Genomic DNA, 16,833 nt, shown 5'->3' with positions numbered 1-16,833 from the left:
CAGCGCGAGTGTCGCACAGGTGCTAACGAAGTTCACCAAGATGTTGAATTTTCAGGACAGCATGAATTTTGAATGTTATTGCGAGGTTGAACAATGCAGCAAGCTGATAACCAGTCACTCTCAAGGTTCTTGCATGGGATCGGGAGCCATGACGGTCTACCGAGGTTGTACCCCGGTTGTCGATGCACAATATGAAGCAGATGGGGAACAAACACCAGTAGCGGAGATTATTGACGCAGTGGCGACAGCAGCTGATGTTGAACCGGTCGAATTACCACCGTTGTACGAGTTCATCGATGCCGATAGCCTCAACAACCTCTTCCAGCACAAGGGGGCTGCTGATAGCGAAACCATCCTCGGTTTCAGGATCGACCATTGGAACGTTTTTGTTCGAGGCGATGGCCGGATTCGCGTCTGTGACGGGACGCAGCCTACTGACCCACAGCCTGTTTTCGGGTCTCCTGCACCCTAACGCTCGGCTGGTTGCAAAGACACTGCCTTGGAAGACATAGTTGCTCATCTAGCAAATCAATAATCCCATTGATTGGCGTGCAACAAGCAAATCCGCGGTGCTGCATCCAAGCTCTATATTCAGCAGGCGACACTTATCATCTGCTGAGGATTTCAACAGAGCCGTCTATCGCTATGGCTCCCCTTGAACAACAATGGCTGCTTCGTGAGCGCAAACCTGACTGATCTCATCACTAAGAACGGTTGTCTCAAACGATTGCGGCGTGCTCTATCCCCCGAATTCGTTATCCGCAGATACACTCGTAGGACTGACCAACCAAATGGATTATCTGCCGGTGGATTCGTGTTGAAAGCGTCAACATTGCCTCTGCTCGTTCCCGGGTAGGCATTCCGTCCTGATAGTACGTCTGTGCACGATTTTCGGTCCAGAGGTCGTCAAGTCGAGACGCGACTTCCTCACTGATGAACCCGACTTCCGCGCTGCGATTGATTGCAGTCGTATGTGACTGGGGAGGGTTTGCCGGATCCTGGTGCCCTTCATGAATTAACCAGAACATGAACGTCTTCTCGATGGAGGTGAACGCTGCTTCGATCGTCAGCGTGTAGTAACCATCAGTCAGCAGTTGATCTGCACCTGAAAGCGATCGACAGGCTTTGCGAAGTTGAACGAGTCCCGCGTCAGAGACATCAAGTCCTATCTCCGAGTCTTGACCGCCGTGGCGGAACGCTGTTTCAGCATCTGAGAGTTCCGGCTCTACATCGGTAAGCGTGATCGGCATCGCTTACTCACCTCCTCGTTCAGTTTCATATGCCGCTTTTCGAACATCCTCTAATGCACCGATCCGCTCCAGAACAAGTCCCTCATCGAAGATCTCTCGTAACTTTTCCCCGTGTGATGCAGCAGATTCAGGCGTCTCGACGAGCACTTCGAACTGGTAACGTTCTCCATGGAACGTTCGTTCCTCCAAGTCTCTAACGAGTTGGGAAGCGAGGCGACGTCCGTACGTAAGGTTTCCCTTGACGATGACGAGGAGATCGATGTCGCTACTCCGATCGGCTTGTCCACGAGCTACGCTTCCGAAGAGGATGATCCCAACCACCTCGTCAACGTCATCAGAGGCTTCGACGTCTTTGGCGAGTTCATTGAGGAATGCTTGTACCGGCTTTCGAAACTCTCGCTGTGGAATGGTGAACAGTGGGTTAGATCCAGTGATGTGATCTTGATCGATCCTGATCTGTGCTGGTTTCCCGTTCGCAATATCCAGGACACCCATCTGTTCGAGGAGTTCGACAGCTCGTGAGACAGAAGAGATATCGGAGTCAGTGATCGTCGCTAATTCTTTCTGCGTAAACTCCTCGAACGGGTTATTCACCAAATGATGGAGGATGTCTTGCATCGCCTGGTATCGGAAGACTCGTTCCTCCGGAAAGGGGAAATCGAGAAGCACCCGCATCTGCTCTTGCATAATAGACAAGATATTGCAGGATGTGCAAAAGTGTTACGCCCGCCGTTCTCAGTCTTGCGCTTTCGGTCACGGAGATCCACTCACGGAGGTTCCGCATAGCAAGTATTGTTCAGGAAATCTGGAGTTTCTGAACACCCCGAAATACCTTTAGCTCTACCGTTAGAAATAACGGTATACTCCGATGCCAAAAGTTCAGCTCAAATCCAACGGGCAATACGTCGTCACAGTAGACAAGGGACTTGCAGACGCGATGGATCTCGCGGGAGCCGACGTCGAGTGGTCCGTTGCATCTCGGAACAAACTCGAATTGCAGATCACATCTCGGGGTGACAATGAGTAAGGCACTTGCGTGGATTCGAAAATCTCGCGGGTCAGACGATGACATCGGACTCGAAGAGCAACGTGAAGTCGTCACGAAACTCGCACACGAACTCGCCGACGAGGTCGAGATGTTCGACCTGGGCGTCCACACCGGGTTCAGTTCACTCACTCGGGATGAAGACTCTGATCTCATCGATCAAAACGAGGACGTCCTCGACGTCGTCGAACAGCTTCGAAACGGAGAGTACGACTATCTCGTCGCCTTCGACGACCGGCGCATTTGCCGAGATGGATACCTCACCATCATCACGTACGCCTGCAAGCAGGGAGATGTGGAGATTGCGTACGTCGCCGACGTCGCACAGGACGAGTTGACTCACGACATGCACCGGCTGTTCGAACGAGTAACCAAACAGGAAGAGATCCGCAAGGCAAAGCGCGCACTCCAACGACGGCGAGAGAACGGATACGACGAGGGACGCCCGAAGTGGGGTACTACGTACGATGCTGACGGAAAATACCTCATCCCGAATCCAGAGACGTTCCCCGATGTGCTCACAGCTATCGAGATGGCGGAATCTGACGAGCCAGAATACTCGTACCGAGACATTGTCGAACGGACGTCAATCGAGTCAGTTGGAACACTGAAGAATATCCTCGACCGGCGTGACTGGTACCGGGAGTTGGCTATGGATGATGGAAGGATGTGAGACACAGCGGGAGCACAACTGTATTCATGGGTTCAAAGTACCCCTACATTCCCAACTCAAAATGATCTCAATTTGAGATACTATCCGAGGTTGACCTCGATATGTTTTAAGAGATTAGGATTAACAGTGATAGTATGCCCTTTGACAGCTCTGTGGATGACCTCTCCCTTGAGGATATACATGACCTGATAGACCAAGGGGTTGATGAAGGAAAAACAATTGAGTACAAGCGCGAACTCAATCTCAATCGATACCCTGCGAAACATAAGCAGACACTGGTAGGTAAAGTCATCTCGCTCGCAAATGATGATGGAGGGTACTGCATAGTCGGTGTTGACGAGGATTGTGGTGTGCCTCAACACGCGGAAGGATTCGAGGTCGATGATCCTGATACACTGAAAGAGCAGTGGGGGAGTATTCTTCGCACCAATACAGATCCTCAGTTGCCACCCGGAGTTTTCGATATTGGCTCTATCCACGTCACTGACAACAACTACATATTCGTGATCGAGGTCGATCAGAGCTGGCGGGCACCACACCGTGAAACAATGAACAACAGCTTCTACGCCCGATCTCCCACTGGCAAAGTTGAACTCACTGTCGAAGAAGTGCGCCACCGCATCCTCGGGACAGAGAAGCTCGATATGCTGGAAGAACTGAAACAGCTCCGCGACGATCGAATCGGACTTATCCACAACCGTGATGGTCTCGCCTCTGCGTTGGAGCCCGGAGCGATGACTGTGGTACATGTTCTCCCTACAGCGATGATCGGAGATATAGACCATATTCCTGCCAGCACTCTTCCGGTCCCGAAACCGCTCGGTGATACTATTAACGGCGACGACATGACGGCAGAGGCACGATACGCGTGGACACGAGGCGGCGGTGATGACTGGTATGCCTATGGGCTACTACGCAACGATGGTCTATACGAAGCAGTCGGGAACAGAATGTTCTCACTGTGGAATGACGAGTCCATGATCCAGGCTAAAGTTAGTCGCCAGAATATGGGGCTTGATGCCTCGATCATCGTCGGTGTTCAACGAGCCCTCTCCGCCTTTGAGGAACTCGGCTTCACTGGGCCAATCTATACGTTCATATCTCTCTTGGATGCAGCAGAATACAAATTGGACGACTCACGCGGCCTTCCCTCCACGTTCCTTCCAGGGAATCGAACTATAGGAACCGATGTCTTCACCACACCACCCGCAGAGCTCACAACTAGTACAGACACTATCGCCACGGAACTTGAACCCATCATTAACACAATTTATCACCAAATGAGCTGGGAAGACGGCTCTCCTAATTATACAGACGGCGAATGGACTGGCGGTAGCGTCAAAATCAACAGCAAGCAACTTCTCTAAGTTGTTCAAAAAGCCATGGGTTGCCATGCTGAACTTTTTCTCTCTATTTAAATACCAGTTTTATCAACCACCGAGGGCTTCATCAGAGGTATATAATATAGCTCGCACAAGTGAAATTGCTGGATGGTAGTGCCTTCTCGTTATAAGGATCAAACCTCTTTGGTTTAAGTAGCTCCTGAGTTTCTCCAACAACCACTGCCAGAGTGGTAATAATTCAAATTTTGAATGCGGGAACCCCCAGTAGAATCTTGATAGGACACAGTTATTTTTATAATAATTAAAATTGTAGTGTGGGAAAATGCCAGGGTTCTCCGTCCCAACACCTTCAAAACCAACCTTTCGACACCTCGTGAACGTGGAAGACTACATCGAAGTGAGAGAAGATATCTTCGAGGTCTATGAAGCTGTAAACACCCAACCCCACATGCAAGAAGCACTGAGAAAACGATCAGTTACGACGGCCCAAGACGAAGCAATTCAATTCGGGAAAGCCGCAGAAAACTACGATCCACACAAACTGGTACTCAAGAAAATTAACGCTCTGAGAACCCATCGCACCCTCGTTACTGCGATCCTCCTCGTCACCATCGGGTTTCTCCATTACACTATTGGAAGCGTACCAGAATTTCTCATAACAGCCGCAGACTGGATCATGCTCTCCCCTCACCGAACCGGGAGTAGTCTGGTCGCTCTGATCGTCGGGCTCTGGTTGCTCTACGTGTTAAGTCTGAAGGGCAACCGGTGGGTGACACAGCGAATGAATAGGGAGTTACGGTATTATGAACCAACAATCCTATCCTGTCGGAAGGAAGCCTCTATTCGATCCTACCGAATGTGGAATCGAAGCCTCAGCAAGCCCTATACACTTACTTTCCTCGGACTGGTAACGATCGGTCGGACAATCTCCCCAAGAGCCTATGATGGTGCGATGAACCTCGTAAAGGCGTATTTGCCACTATTTGTCGATTACTATGCGGCTGTTCGTCTTGATTAGCACAATTCGGCCACAGACCTCAAAAGCTCGACTGTGGGACTCGTCGAACAACCTGAAGAAGTCGTCACACTCCTGGAGTTCGCCGGATTCAATATGAAAATCACTCATGTTGAAAAAGTTCTGAGTGAACATCTCGATAGGCTATTTCAATACTTAGGACCAGTCGGAGAAGGGGAAAGTGATTAACAAATTGAGGAATAGAATACAGAACAGGATAAAGAGCGATGAATGAGGATAACATTCGAAATATCCCACAGGTCCAGGAGCTGTTAGAGGATGCAGAGATGTTTGCACAATTGAAAGAGCAACTTCCGGCATTGCGGCCCATGTTAGAGCAGTCAGGAGTTGATGTAGATGGCCTTGAAGCAATGTTGGAAGAAGAAGGGATTAGTGAACTGATTGAGGAAACGCGGACGTTAGCTGCGGTCCCAGATCGATTCAACGAATTATTTGCTGAGCGTGGGTGGATTTTCTACGAGTCGTTTGATTACGAGGTCGCTCAAGAAGCGATTGAATTAGCTGAAAGCGGTGATATGGAAGCAGCAGAGATGACGTTGGTATCATTCTATGACCCAGAAAGGATCCAAAAGCGGCTCTTAATATTAGGACAAATAGTTTCGTCCTCGAATAAATCTTGCTGAGAAAGCGTTAGTGGATTATGAGGCAGCGCGGTATCATGCTTGTGTGCCAGTCGTACTGAGCCTAATTGATGGTTTTGTTCAAGATGTTTATGTCTCAGTGCATGGGGAAGCGTTGGACTTTTCATCACGTGAAGCGACGTTTGAGGCTTGGGACTCAATGGCAGCTCACCCAACTGGACTTGAGAAACTTCGGGGGACGTTCTTGAAAGGACGTAAAAAGACACGGACAGAGGATATCTCCGTACCGTATCGTCACGGCATCATGCACGGAATGGACTTAGGGTATGATTCCAAGCTGGTTGCGGCTAAAACATGGGCGACCCTGTTTGCAGTGAGAGAATGGGCTATCAAAGCGAAGGAGGGTGAGTTAGAACCACCAGAGGAGGTGGAGGAACGAACACTAGCAGATATCGTTGAGCAGGAGCAGCGGATTCGACGGATTAGCCAGCGGGGTGAAGAATGGGAACCACGGGGGGTAGTTGTCGGTGATGATATTCCGGAAACGGGTCTGCCTGAGGACTACCCAGACGGAACTCCGGAACGAGCGTTTGTGGAGTTTTTGGTGCTCTGGAAACAGAGGAATTATGGGGGGATGGCAAACGAACTGATTACCCGCGATGGGACGACAGAAAACCCTGGTAAAATCCGAGATCAATTTACAAATCTTGATCTCAAGTCATTTCGTCTTGTGGAGGTTACCGACTCCAGTATCGTCTTTACAGATATTACCGTTGAACTGGAACTAGAGCACTCAACAGGGCCTGTAACGAAAACCAAAAAGGTTCGAGTTGGAACTCGCCAAGAAGATGGTGAAAGTGCAATTCTTGAGGACGAGGATGGGACGTGGACGATCACCAATCATATTCAACTCGTGGCTCCAGAATAACCAGAAGCAGTTCACTGGTTCCAATCTAATCTCTTAGCCAAATGTGGCCCATGACGGCTCATTGTCTCCTTACGAACGCACAGACCAATCACGGACTTCCCAGGTGAAGTACGGCACGCGACTCCCGAAGACGTCTACGAACGGGATCTCAAACGCAACCGGATCTGAATCAGACCATCGATCAGACACCGTCTGAGGCGTTCAAACGCGACAGAAAATTCGACATCGCTGGGAACATCGCCGTCGTCGATGACGAGGGAACCGTCCGGTGGGCCTCAACACTACCGGGCTACTCCAACGGCTATGGACCGGGCGCCGAATCACGGACCGCAATGGATTTCCTGGACGATATCGCCACCTCTCCGAGTAATTGTATTTGTGTGTCGTGCCTCTCTTTGCTTAACGGCGACGAACAATTCTGCCCTAATTGCGGCTACGAGCTTCCGTGACAGTGGATAATACCTACATTTCATGTCTGAATTTGAGGCCAAACCTTTTCTGTTGCTGTTGGTTGGATAGTCTATGGATGATGACATTCGAGCATGGGTGAAAAAATTTCAGAAGGATTGGGAAGAGAAACCGATTGAGTATCTGGATGAGGGTGGTAATTGGAAACAAGACAGTGATCCCCTATTTAGTTCAATATCAAACGCAATTCAGTCACGAGAGTATGAACTCTCAGTAGACGAATTACTGCGAATCAGCCAATGGAAACTCCAGAGCGGCCGGAATGATTCCAATATTAAGGAGAATTCTTCTAAAGAGGTGGCGCAGCAGCTTCAAATCGCTCAAGAAGTCTCAACAGACAAGGAAGCAATTGATGCTCTAACCGAACTCAGCGGGATCGGTGTTCCAATGGCTTCAACAGTATTGACAGTATCCGAGCCGTCAAAGTATGCAATCATCGATTATAGAGCATTTAGAGGGCTTGCTGGTCTAAAACCCGATATTGTAGAGTTTCCAAAATATACTGAGTACGCCGAGTTTCTGGAACACTTCCGAACCTATCTGAAGAGTCCAGAGGCATACGAATATTATATGAATCATGTACGGGAAATCGCTGACGCGGAGGGTGTGTCTGCAAGAGAGGTTGATATGGCCCTTTGGGCGTTCGATAATGAGATGGCGTAAGTGATGCTGAAAGAAACCCACCCGTACTTACTATGTTCGTTCCGGGAGCAATTTGTGGGTGTAGCTCCAAGCCAATCAAATGTTTGACAAGGTCGTCGATTCTGAAGTTGTTAATATTGATGTGTTCGATACGACTGCCGAAGCAGAGGTGAAATTAACTGAAGGAGGCTCGATTACTGTAGAGTTCGACGGAAAAGTCGAGGTTTTGGCCCCGCAAGGATTCGAAGATCGGATCTCTGGCGAAGAAGTCGGAAGACAGCGCACATTCACCGGACGAACGGAATCAGGGGCAGTTGTGGAGTTCGCGGATGCTATTGACAGTCCGAGTATAAAGTTCGGGTCTGGTGGATTTCGGTACTTTATCAATGGAATCCGACCTTCCACTGTCTTCTTCGACTCATCGGACGAAGAGGCTTTAGTCGAAGAAAAAGTCACTATTGAAATCGATTTGCTGAGCTTTGGTCCCTCTAACCCGTTTATTGAGGGTATCGAAGAGAGACCACTACTTGAGCGAGATGAGTTCTCAATGAGTATATCCACGCTTCAGGATATGAAGGACCGCATTGAGCACATCAAAGAGTCTCGGAGTCCGTTGCGAACGGGAAGTATCCAAGTCACTCAACAGGTGAATGGGCCGCCGGAGCGACAAATTGAGGCAGCACTCGAAACTTCCTTGGATGTACTGGAGTTACTGTCGTTCACACAGGGAGTGTTTCCGTCGCCGATTCGAGCCGAAGTTGTTCGAGTTGGTGACGAAGAGCCAAAGTTCACGGCCAAGAAGTGGGTACCGATCTATCGGAAGATCATGGGCCATGGATTCGTCGGTGGGCGAATTGTCTGGGGACAAGATACGGAACGGTTCCTCGACGAAGCTTACGACGGGTATGTTGAGGAACTACGCGAGAAGTACCGGATTCACATGGTGTTGAGTTGGTATCTGGACGCGTTATTGGGAGCACGGTCACTCGATTCAAAGTTCGCTTCGATTTGTTCGGGAATTGAGCTGCTGGCGAAGCGTCATTCTGACTTAGGACCGGAGCACGCAAAGACGGAGGAGCGGATTATCCATCTTGTGGATAAGTTGGATGTCGAGGTACGGGACTTGGCTGAATTTTCAGAGTCGTATGAGGATTCTAAACTTGACGACGAGGAGTATGCGAACGAATATTTCTACAATCAGACGCGTCAGTACGTGATGCATGGAGACAATCTCGGAACGACGGTTGACGAGTTGTTTCGAGACTATCAAGCAAGCTTGCGGTTGTTCCAACGACTTATCCGGAATCAGTTGATTGGTACTGACTCGTTGGATGAGTACAGCCAACTCGGCGAATTGGAGGCAGAAGACAAGAGATACGAGTAAAACCGCCTCACGCCCGGTGAGGGTATTGGAGAACGAGACGCCAGATTCTTCCTCTATGAAGCGTGGCTACGAAAAACTATCATTGGTAGAGGGGTTCAACAGAGACACTAGATAGTAATTCATCAGTGCCGGAAGATTCAGGTGTTTGATCTACGAGTTTCGTACAATGGCAACTCGCTGTCTGTTCTCTTCCACCAGCACACACCAAGGAAGAGCCAGTGCATTTCAGTGGGCCGCAGACAGAGCTTCTGATCTCCCGCATTCGGTCACGTACGTCTGTCCTCCAGACGTAGATAGAGAGACGCTCACCGAATCGTGGACAGAACACGGTTCGAAACTAGCACTGGATCTCACGACGTTCGACAGAATCGTTGACCGGTTGTACGAAGCAGCGACCCACGAAGGCGAATCGACCTACGTATCGAGTGAAGAACGCCGCTGGATCGTCGAAACAGCCCTTACGCGAATCGATTCGTCCGAGAGTCCATTGTTCACCGATGACGACCCGACTGTAGGTCTCGCCGAGCAAGCTGAAGAACTCCTCACGCTCCTGGAGTTCGCCGGTCTAAACACACCAAAAGCGGTGAAGAAGCGACTGCACGAGGTAGGGCTCGACGACCTGGTCGAACCTCTCACAACGTTCGTCAAGGAGGTACACGCCGTTCGAGACAAAGCGTTGGGTCAGCAGAAATCCTTTCGGAGCGAGCGGTACACACACGTGGTAGAGAACGGCGATGAGTTGTGCGCTGCTGTACTCTCCGCGGCGGATGTCGTAATCGTCGGCGCATTCCAAACGCTCTCTCCGCTCGAACGGGATTTGATCGACGCGCTCGCTTCAACCTTTGATACAGCTGTTGTGTGTGCTCGTGTAACCGATTCGGAGGCCCCGGTCGGTATTGATCAACACCTCTCGCGTGTTTACACCTGGTACGAGTCACTCGGATTCGAACCGAACCGAGCGGAAGATCCGAGATCAGAAGAGGCTACTTCAAGAGCCGAAGTCGCACGCAGCTTGTATCGGCATAGTCCACCCTCTGGTCCTACACCTCGTACACCAGCCGACGTATCGTCTCGAACGTACCCGACAGTTCGACACGAAACGGAAGGAGTTGCCCGTAAGGTGCGATCGTTGATCGCCGACGGGGTCGATCCCGACGACATCTGTGTCGCAACGTACGACTCGGATACGTACACGGAGCGAGTTGGGCAAGCCCTCGAAGCAGGTGACGTACCGGTCACGTACGATCTATCTCGACCGTTCTTTTCGACGACGACCGGAAAACTGTTCGAGGCAGTGCTAGATCTCGGAACCGAACCGGATCGGCAGGAGCCGCTCTGTCGATTGCTCGCAAATCCGCTTGTCGAACTCGATGAGGCTGTCGATGCGAAGGAAATTACCCGAGAAGCGAGCCGACTCGAATCGTCTCGTGTCGAAGCGCTCCGATCGCATCTCGATTCGCCTGCCGACGACGTCGTCGAGTCAGTCGTGGCGTCGTGCGAGCAATTCGTCCGGAGTACGAACTATGGAAACGCACGGTTAGCGTTGTTCGACTCGCTCGGTGTCCCGGTCGATGCTAGCGGCATCAAACTTGACGACGAGGTGCGCCTCTCCGAGCAAGAGCGTTCTCGGGAAGCATCGGCCCTCAGACTCGCTGCACGTGTCTGTAACTCGCTGACGACGTTGGAGGACGAAACCGACGCCGACGGACTCCGTCGGGCACTCGAACAGGTAACGGTCGATACCACCGTTGGCCGGAAGTCGGGAAACGTTCGAGTGTGTAATCCAACCGAAGCGGCGTGGAACCCGTATTCGCACGTGTTCGTCCCGGGGTTGACGACCGAGCACACACCGTCACCGGCTCGACGCCTTGCATTCACCCGGCGACTCAACGAGTCACACATCGATTTTCAGGCCGCAGACCCTGTTCGCCAGGCGCGATACACGTTCGGCCTCCTGCTCGCCAGTGAGGCTCAACTCCACCTGTCCAGACCAAAGAGAAATGCTAACGGTGATCCGTACGTTCCTGCCGACGTGCTGGAAGAACTGCGCCGAGTCTGTGATGTAGATACGAAATCCAGTGATCATCACGTGGACACCCCAGCGAGCAGGAAAGACGTCCAGCGGTCGCTCGCGGAAGCACTTGAGACAGACGGGATCGATACCGGTCGGATCGACGCCGACGCCGACGAATTCGATATCGAAATTCCCGAGGCCAATGCGACGACTCGCCTTCGACGCGGAGTGAAACTTGCCTCGTCTCGCGCCAGCGCAAATGTCGGGGAATTCGACGGACGATTGACTGCGGAAACCGTTCGGGAACTCTACGACACGGACAAACCGTTCAGCCCCAGTCGATTGGAGACTTACGCAGCATGTGGATTCAAGTTCTACATGGGTTCGGTGCTGGAAATCGAGGACGATGAGGACGTTACGATCGAGGTTAACGCACTGGACGCCGGGAACTACGTTCACGACGTGCTCGAATCGTTTTATCGAGAGTGGATCGCTGCTGGCCACCGATCTGTTACCGACGCAACGCTTCCGGAAGCGCAAGCCGTGCTTTACGACGTTGCTGTCGAACGGTTGGACGAGCTGAACGCACACTCAACTGTGTTCCACGGGACATGGATCGAATCGCTGTTCGATGGGCTCGACGCAACGGGGAACGCCCACGGCGATCCGGACGAGGCAGCGGGACTGTTCCGACGGTTCCTCGATGCGGAGGTGAAACTGTCTGCGACGCGTGCGAAACCGACCTACTTCGAAGCCCACGTCGGTATCAATCCCGACGATCCCGAGTCGAGCGTGATCTCGTCCGATCCGATACAACTTCCCGATAGTTCCGTGAGTATCCGCGGGAAGATCGATCGGATCGACGTGACTCCTGACGGTGGACTCGTGGCGTACGACTACAAAACGGGTAGCACACCAAGAACAGGGGATTCACTCAACGGACACGCGTTCCAGCTTCCGGCGTACCTCCTGATGGCCGAGAACGCGCTCGACGGAGAGTCAGTGGGAGCGTCCTATTACCAGGTGAATACCGACTCGTCTATCTCGTACTGGGCAGGTACGATCGGGGCAGAAGCCGATGCGAGCTACTACCGACACGATACGGATGATCCGCTTCGTCGATATCGGACGCTCGAACACGAAACCCGAGACGAGTTCCACGACTTCCTCCGTGAGGACGTGAGCGACCGTATCGAACGGATAGCAACGTCGGTACAGGAAGGAACGTTCATCCCGACCGTTCTTGGACCAGATGCGGCGAACTGCGAGTACTGCGAGTACCGCGATGCGTGTGACGTGAGACACCATCGCCGCCACGAGATCCACGACGCGATCATCGATGACGACGTTCCGAACTATAGGCCGCTTGCGGAGGGAGAGGAACAATGAGCGAGGACGAAGAGTTTACGCTTGAACCGGAACAGCAGGCGGCAGCACGGACGCTCGACCGAAACGTGAGTGTCGAAGCTGGGGCCGGTACCGGGAAGACGACGACGCTCACCGAGCGGTACGTGACTATCTTACGGGCATACATCGACGGACCCGAGACGCTTGCCGAAGAGGTGAAGGAGGGCGAAGCCCCGTACCGGATTCCAGAAAACGTAGAACAAATCACGGGTCCTGAGGAAGCACGCCGGCTTCCCGAGCGGATTGTCGTCACCACGTTCACGGAGCGAGCCGCAGAGGATCTGAAAGCGTCTATCCGGTCGGAAATCCGGGACCACCTCGATGAGATCGAGGATCCGGAGCAGTGGGAGCTGTGGCGTGCCGCCGCCGACGGTGTGGAATCGAGCTACATTCACACGACACACGGCTTCTGTAACCGAATCCTTCAGGAGTACGCAATCTCGACGTCTGGCGTCGATCCCCAGTTCGAAGTTCTCGAAGAGGACGATGCAGCACTGTTCGCAGCGACGGCAGTCACGGAACTGATCGAAGAGGAACCTCGTGAGGTCGGGACGCTCGCACCGCTATTCGATCGGTCGAAACTCGGGGAGGTACTCACCGGGCTCATCTCGGAACGTGAGATGACCGAGGCGTGGATCGAGGACTTCGACCAGTTCGAAGAGAAAGGCGAGTACGAGGCGTTTCTCGTTTCGATTCACCCGTTCGCCGCCGATCCCGAAACCGTCCTTGGCGACGTGATAAACGATGTCGAGACGCTGTGCGAGATTCTGCGCGACGACGCCGTGTGTGACCGAGTCGGGTCTAGATCGATGAACAGCATCGGGAGACCGTTACAGGACTGGTACGACCGTGCTACCCGCACTCCCGTCGAGTCGCTCAACCCGTTCGAACGGCTCTCGTTGTGTATTGAGCTGTGCGACGTGCTGACGAACGGTGACAACGAAGCCTACGCCGAGGGGACGTACCTCGGGAACAAAGGCTTCAGAACCGGGTCTGGCGACATCGAGACGCGATACGCGGAAGCGATGACGGCGGTACTTGACGGAGTGCAACCTGCCGACCAAGCGATCGATTCGGACATCGCTCCAGATCGGAATGCATACGAATACCTCCAGTCGCTCGTCTCACTGACACAGACGGCTCTCGATCGATACGATCGCCGGAAAGAGATGCGTGGTGTCCTGGACTACAATGACCTGACCAGGCTCACGATCGAGTTTCTCGAAAACGGCGACCAGACCGACGTCGAACGCTTGCGCTCGGATCTGGACTACGTGATGGTTGACGAGTTCCAGGATACGAACGACCTACAATGGCGACTGGTGAAAGCGTTGGTCGGAGATTCGCATTCGCAGGACTCCAACGGTCGCCCATTCGATGCTGACAACGTGTTCGTCGTGGGCGATTCGAAACAGAGCATCTACCGGTTCCGCGACGCCGACGTCACCGTCTTCGACACTGCACAAGACACACTTGGAACCGCAAACAAGCGACACGGGACGCCCGACGACGGCCCGCCACTGGTGACGAACTTCCGGACCCTACCGACGACCCTCGGAGCGATCAACGGGTTGTTCGACCGTGTGTTCGAGTACGGAGGATCGGAACCGTTCGAGGCGGTGGCCGGTCCACTTCGCGCCGGTCGGAACAACGACCAGCACATCGACCCGATCGTCGAGTACGTGCCCGTCCCCGTGGACGATGAGTTGCGTAATCGACTCCTCGACGACGATCATGATCTCCACGAGCTGCCGGAATCCGAACCAGCAGACATCGAGGCGAACGCGATCGCCGGTCGGATCGTCGAGTTGCTGAACGGCGACGCTCGCGTTACGGACGACGATGCTGAGTCCGGTAGCGGAACCGGCAATAGCGACGACGACGGTGACGCATCTGGTCGGCCGATAGAACCCGACGACATCGCGGTGTTGATCCGCTCCCGTAGCGACCTGAAGGATTACGAGCGTGCGTTACGGACGGCATCGATTCCGTACACGGTGGTGAAAGGCGAGGGGTTCTTTGAAACGCCGGAGATTCGGGCGTTCGTCTCGTTGTTCCGTGCGCTCAACGATCCAAGCGATGAGATCGCGTTGTACGCGACACTTCGGTCGCCGCTGTGTGGATTGTCGGACGAGACGATCGCCCGCATTCACGAGCCTAAGACGCCGCTGTGGGAGAGCCTTCGAACCACGGACATCGAGGCGGCTCGAACCGTCGCCGAAGACATCGGACGCTGGCGAGCGTACGCCGGAACGACTGATAGCACGACCGTATCGCGGGTCGGAAGCTGGGTCGAACTCGCCGATCGGATCGTCGAAGAAACCGGCTATCTCGTGTCGGTGACCGCCGACGAGCGAGGCGTCGTCGCCGTCGCCAACGTGGACAAGTTCAGCGAGAAGCTTCGGGAGTTCGACGTCGCCGGCGTCCCGAGTCTGGACCGCGTCGTCGCCCGACTGAACGAGCAATCTGAACAGGGTCGGACCGAGGCGGAGGCGAACGTCGCTGCGGAGGGGAGCGGCGTCCGAATCATGACGGTACACGAGGCGAAGGGCCAGGAGTTCCCCGTGGTCGTGGTGCCCGGAGTCAGCAAGGGGTTCATGGATCGTGGGAGACTCGCCAATGGATCGGTCGAGTTCGAACTCGTTCCGATCGACGGCGAACGGCAACCTGTGCTTGGGCTCAACGTTCCAGGCGACTGGGGCGAGGACGACGAGGGAACGCTGATGCGCCACATTGCTCGGGAGAGACGTCGAGCCGAAGAGCGCGCAGAGGAGAAACGAGTCCTGTACGTGGGGTGTACGCGCGCAGAGGACCACCTCATTCTTACCGGTCAACACACGAGCGATAGCGACAGAGAGACGGGGGTGACGCCGCCAGATCCGACAGATGCGGGCTCGATGCGTGACTGGATCCAGAAAACGTTGTTCGGCGACGAGGATGACGCTGCCGAGTCCTGGACTGAACTCGAAGAGAACGGTCGATTTGCCACGTCGTTGGAATACCAACTTGACGGTGAGACCAAAACAGGAGAGTTCACCGTTCGACTCCCGACCGGTACCGGAACGTACGATGGCGACATCGGAACAATCGAGCCGCAGACGCAGAGATCCGCGTATGAATACGAACGTCCCTGGGAGATCAGACTCTCACCGTCTGCCCTCACTGGACTCGAAGACGGAAGCATGGAACTGACGGTGGACGACGCCGAGCGATGCATTCGCCCTACTGCGACGGAGAGTGTAGAGACGCGAGAGTCAGGTGATCGATCGACGTCGGGCGAGCAGTCCGGCATCTCGGCAGCACTCTTCGGCCAGGCAGTGCACAGACTCTGTGAAGTCCGACCACCTCGCCAGACGTGGCGATCGTTTATCGAACAGGTGTTCGCAGAGGAACGATCGGTCAGTTCAGATGAGCCACTTCAGGAGAGTAGCGATGATCTCGATGCGATCGAAGGTGCAGCAGAGTGTGCAATCACATTCATCGAGGACCTTCACGAACGGAGTGAAACGCTTGCCACGTACGACGAGTTCCCGATCGAGCTGACGTTCCCGGACGGCAAACTCCAGGGGTACATCGACCACCTCATCGTCACTCCCGACCGGTACCACGTCGTCGATTACAAGACAGACCGGCGGAATGACGGCGAACCCATTGAAGAGTTCCTCGATCGGCGCGCTGCGCACCACGAGCCACAGGTGGTTGCGTACGCAGCTTCACTGATGCAGGCCGATCCGGAGCGTGACGTATCGGTGACGTTGTTCTTCACCGATGTCGATCGCGCGCACTCCTGGGAACCCAGCGAAGTGAAAGAAGCCGTCGGGGTAACGGTTGAGCGGATTCGTTCGGAAATTCCTGGTGTGGTCACGGATGTTACCTTCCAATAGAGAAGGTTATCACAGGACAAGCACATTGGGGTGTTTCAGTCAGGGATACCGAAATAGCCCGGAGGGTCGTATCCAAATTGGCCTACATAGGTTCTCACGATTCTGATAAGGGCCCAGATCCGTGTGAAATGCATAGCGCATGAATATCTCTCGGAAAACAGTATTCCACAACGATATT

At 53.5% G+C, this 16,833-nt stretch carries 12 protein-coding genes and 1 pseudogene; 11 read left to right on the top strand and 2 right to left on the bottom strand.

The genetic code is table 11. The features are described 5' to 3' along the window. The coding region (locus QA600_RS21565; RefSeq protein WP_278293996.1) for a HalOD1 output domain-containing protein at positions 1–472 on the top strand (472 nt) is incomplete at its 5' end. 283 nt (positions 473–755) lie between these two features. On the opposite strand, the gene QA600_RS21560 is transcribed toward QA600_RS21565, so the two are convergent. Together QA600_RS21560 and QA600_RS21555 are read right to left on the bottom strand one after the other, a co-directional pair. Then, the gene (locus tag QA600_RS21560; protein WP_165161540.1) at positions 756–1,250 is read right to left on the bottom strand and encodes a hypothetical protein; all 495 of its coding nucleotides are present in this window, start codon (positions 1,248–1,250) and stop codon (positions 756–758) included. A 3-nt stretch (positions 1,251–1,253) separates the two neighbouring features. Then, positions 1,254–1,937 (bottom strand): nucleotidyltransferase domain-containing protein, encoded by a 684-nt coding sequence (locus tag QA600_RS21555; protein ID WP_165161541.1) that lies wholly within the window; start codon positions 1,935–1,937, stop codon positions 1,254–1,256. A 284-nt stretch (positions 1,938–2,221) separates the two neighbouring features. On the opposite strand from QA600_RS21555, the gene QA600_RS21550 reads away from it, so the two are divergent. From QA600_RS21550 to QA600_RS21510, 10 genes and pseudogenes are all read left to right on the top strand, one after another. Next, on the top strand, positions 2,222–2,968 hold the full coding sequence (locus QA600_RS21550) for a recombinase family protein (RefSeq protein WP_278293995.1): 747 nt from the start codon (positions 2,222–2,224) through the stop codon (positions 2,966–2,968). Between the two features lie 134 nt (positions 2,969–3,102). Then, positions 3,103–4,335: an ATP-binding protein gene (locus QA600_RS21545; protein ID WP_278293994.1), complete on the top strand. Its 1,233-nt coding sequence runs from the start codon at positions 3,103–3,105 to the stop codon at positions 4,333–4,335. Positions 4,336–4,690: 355 nt separating this feature from the next. Further along, positions 4,691–5,329, top strand: coding sequence for a hypothetical protein (locus QA600_RS21540; protein WP_278293993.1), 639 nt, complete (start codon positions 4,691–4,693; stop codon positions 5,327–5,329). A gap of 224 nt (positions 5,330–5,553) precedes the next feature. Further along, entirely contained in the window at positions 5,554–5,970 is a 417-nt protein-coding gene (locus QA600_RS21535; RefSeq protein WP_278293992.1) for a hypothetical protein, read from the top strand. 43 nt (positions 5,971–6,013) lie between these two features. Further along, entirely contained in the window at positions 6,014–6,856 is an 843-nt protein-coding gene (locus tag QA600_RS21530) for a hypothetical protein (RefSeq protein WP_278293991.1), read from the top strand. 84 nt (positions 6,857–6,940) lie between these two features. Continuing rightward, positions 6,941–7,305, top strand: a pseudogene (locus QA600_RS22860) (zinc ribbon domain-containing protein); the annotation flags it as partial. A 73-nt stretch (positions 7,306–7,378) separates the two neighbouring features. Further along, a complete protein-coding gene (locus QA600_RS21525; protein WP_278293990.1) occupies positions 7,379–7,987 on the top strand; it encodes a hypothetical protein in 609 nt (202 codons plus the stop codon). 79 nt (positions 7,988–8,066) lie between these two features. Beyond that, positions 8,067–9,350 carry a hypothetical protein gene (locus QA600_RS21520; protein WP_278293989.1) on the top strand — a complete coding sequence of 428 codons (1,284 nt, stop codon included), beginning with the start codon at positions 8,067–8,069 and terminating at the stop codon, positions 9,348–9,350. 166 nt (positions 9,351–9,516) lie between these two features. Then, positions 9,517–12,753, top strand: a complete 3,237-nt coding sequence (locus QA600_RS21515; protein ID WP_278293988.1) for a PD-(D/E)XK nuclease family protein — start codon at positions 9,517–9,519, stop codon at positions 12,751–12,753. Continuing rightward, positions 12,750–16,655 (top strand): UvrD-helicase domain-containing protein, encoded by a 3,906-nt coding sequence (locus QA600_RS21510; RefSeq protein WP_278293987.1) that lies wholly within the window; start codon positions 12,750–12,752, stop codon positions 16,653–16,655. The genes QA600_RS21515 and QA600_RS21510 overlap by 4 nt, the downstream gene beginning before the upstream one ends. Positions 16,656–16,833: the final 178 nt, after the last annotated feature.

Origin of the sequence: Natronococcus sp. A-GB1, assembly GCF_029688845.1 — an archaeon.
GTDB lineage: Archaea > Halobacteriota > Halobacteria > Halobacteriales > Natrialbaceae > Natronococcus.
This window is presented reverse-complemented; position numbering and strand designations above follow the sequence as displayed.

Coding starts and splice junctions, on each gene's coding strand:
- QA600_RS21535 (WP_278293992.1), top strand. CDS start 5,554: ATGAATGAGGATAACATTCGAAATATCCCACAGGTCCAGGAGCTGTTA.
- QA600_RS21560 (WP_165161540.1), bottom strand. CDS start 1,250: ATGCCGATCACGCTTACCGATGTAGAGCCGGAACTCTCAGATGCTGAA.
- QA600_RS21520 (WP_278293989.1), top strand. CDS start 8,067: ATGTTTGACAAGGTCGTCGATTCTGAAGTTGTTAATATTGATGTGTTC.
- QA600_RS21525 (WP_278293990.1), top strand. CDS start 7,379: ATGGATGATGACATTCGAGCATGGGTGAAAAAATTTCAGAAGGATTGG.
- QA600_RS21555 (WP_165161541.1), bottom strand. CDS start 1,937: ATGCAAGAGCAGATGCGGGTGCTTCTCGATTTCCCCTTTCCGGAGGAA.
- QA600_RS21510 (WP_278293987.1), top strand. CDS start 12,750: ATGAGCGAGGACGAAGAGTTTACGCTTGAACCGGAACAGCAGGCGGCA.
- QA600_RS21515 (WP_278293988.1), top strand. CDS start 9,517: ATGGCAACTCGCTGTCTGTTCTCTTCCACCAGCACACACCAAGGAAGA.
- QA600_RS21545 (WP_278293994.1), top strand. CDS start 3,103: ATGCCCTTTGACAGCTCTGTGGATGACCTCTCCCTTGAGGATATACAT.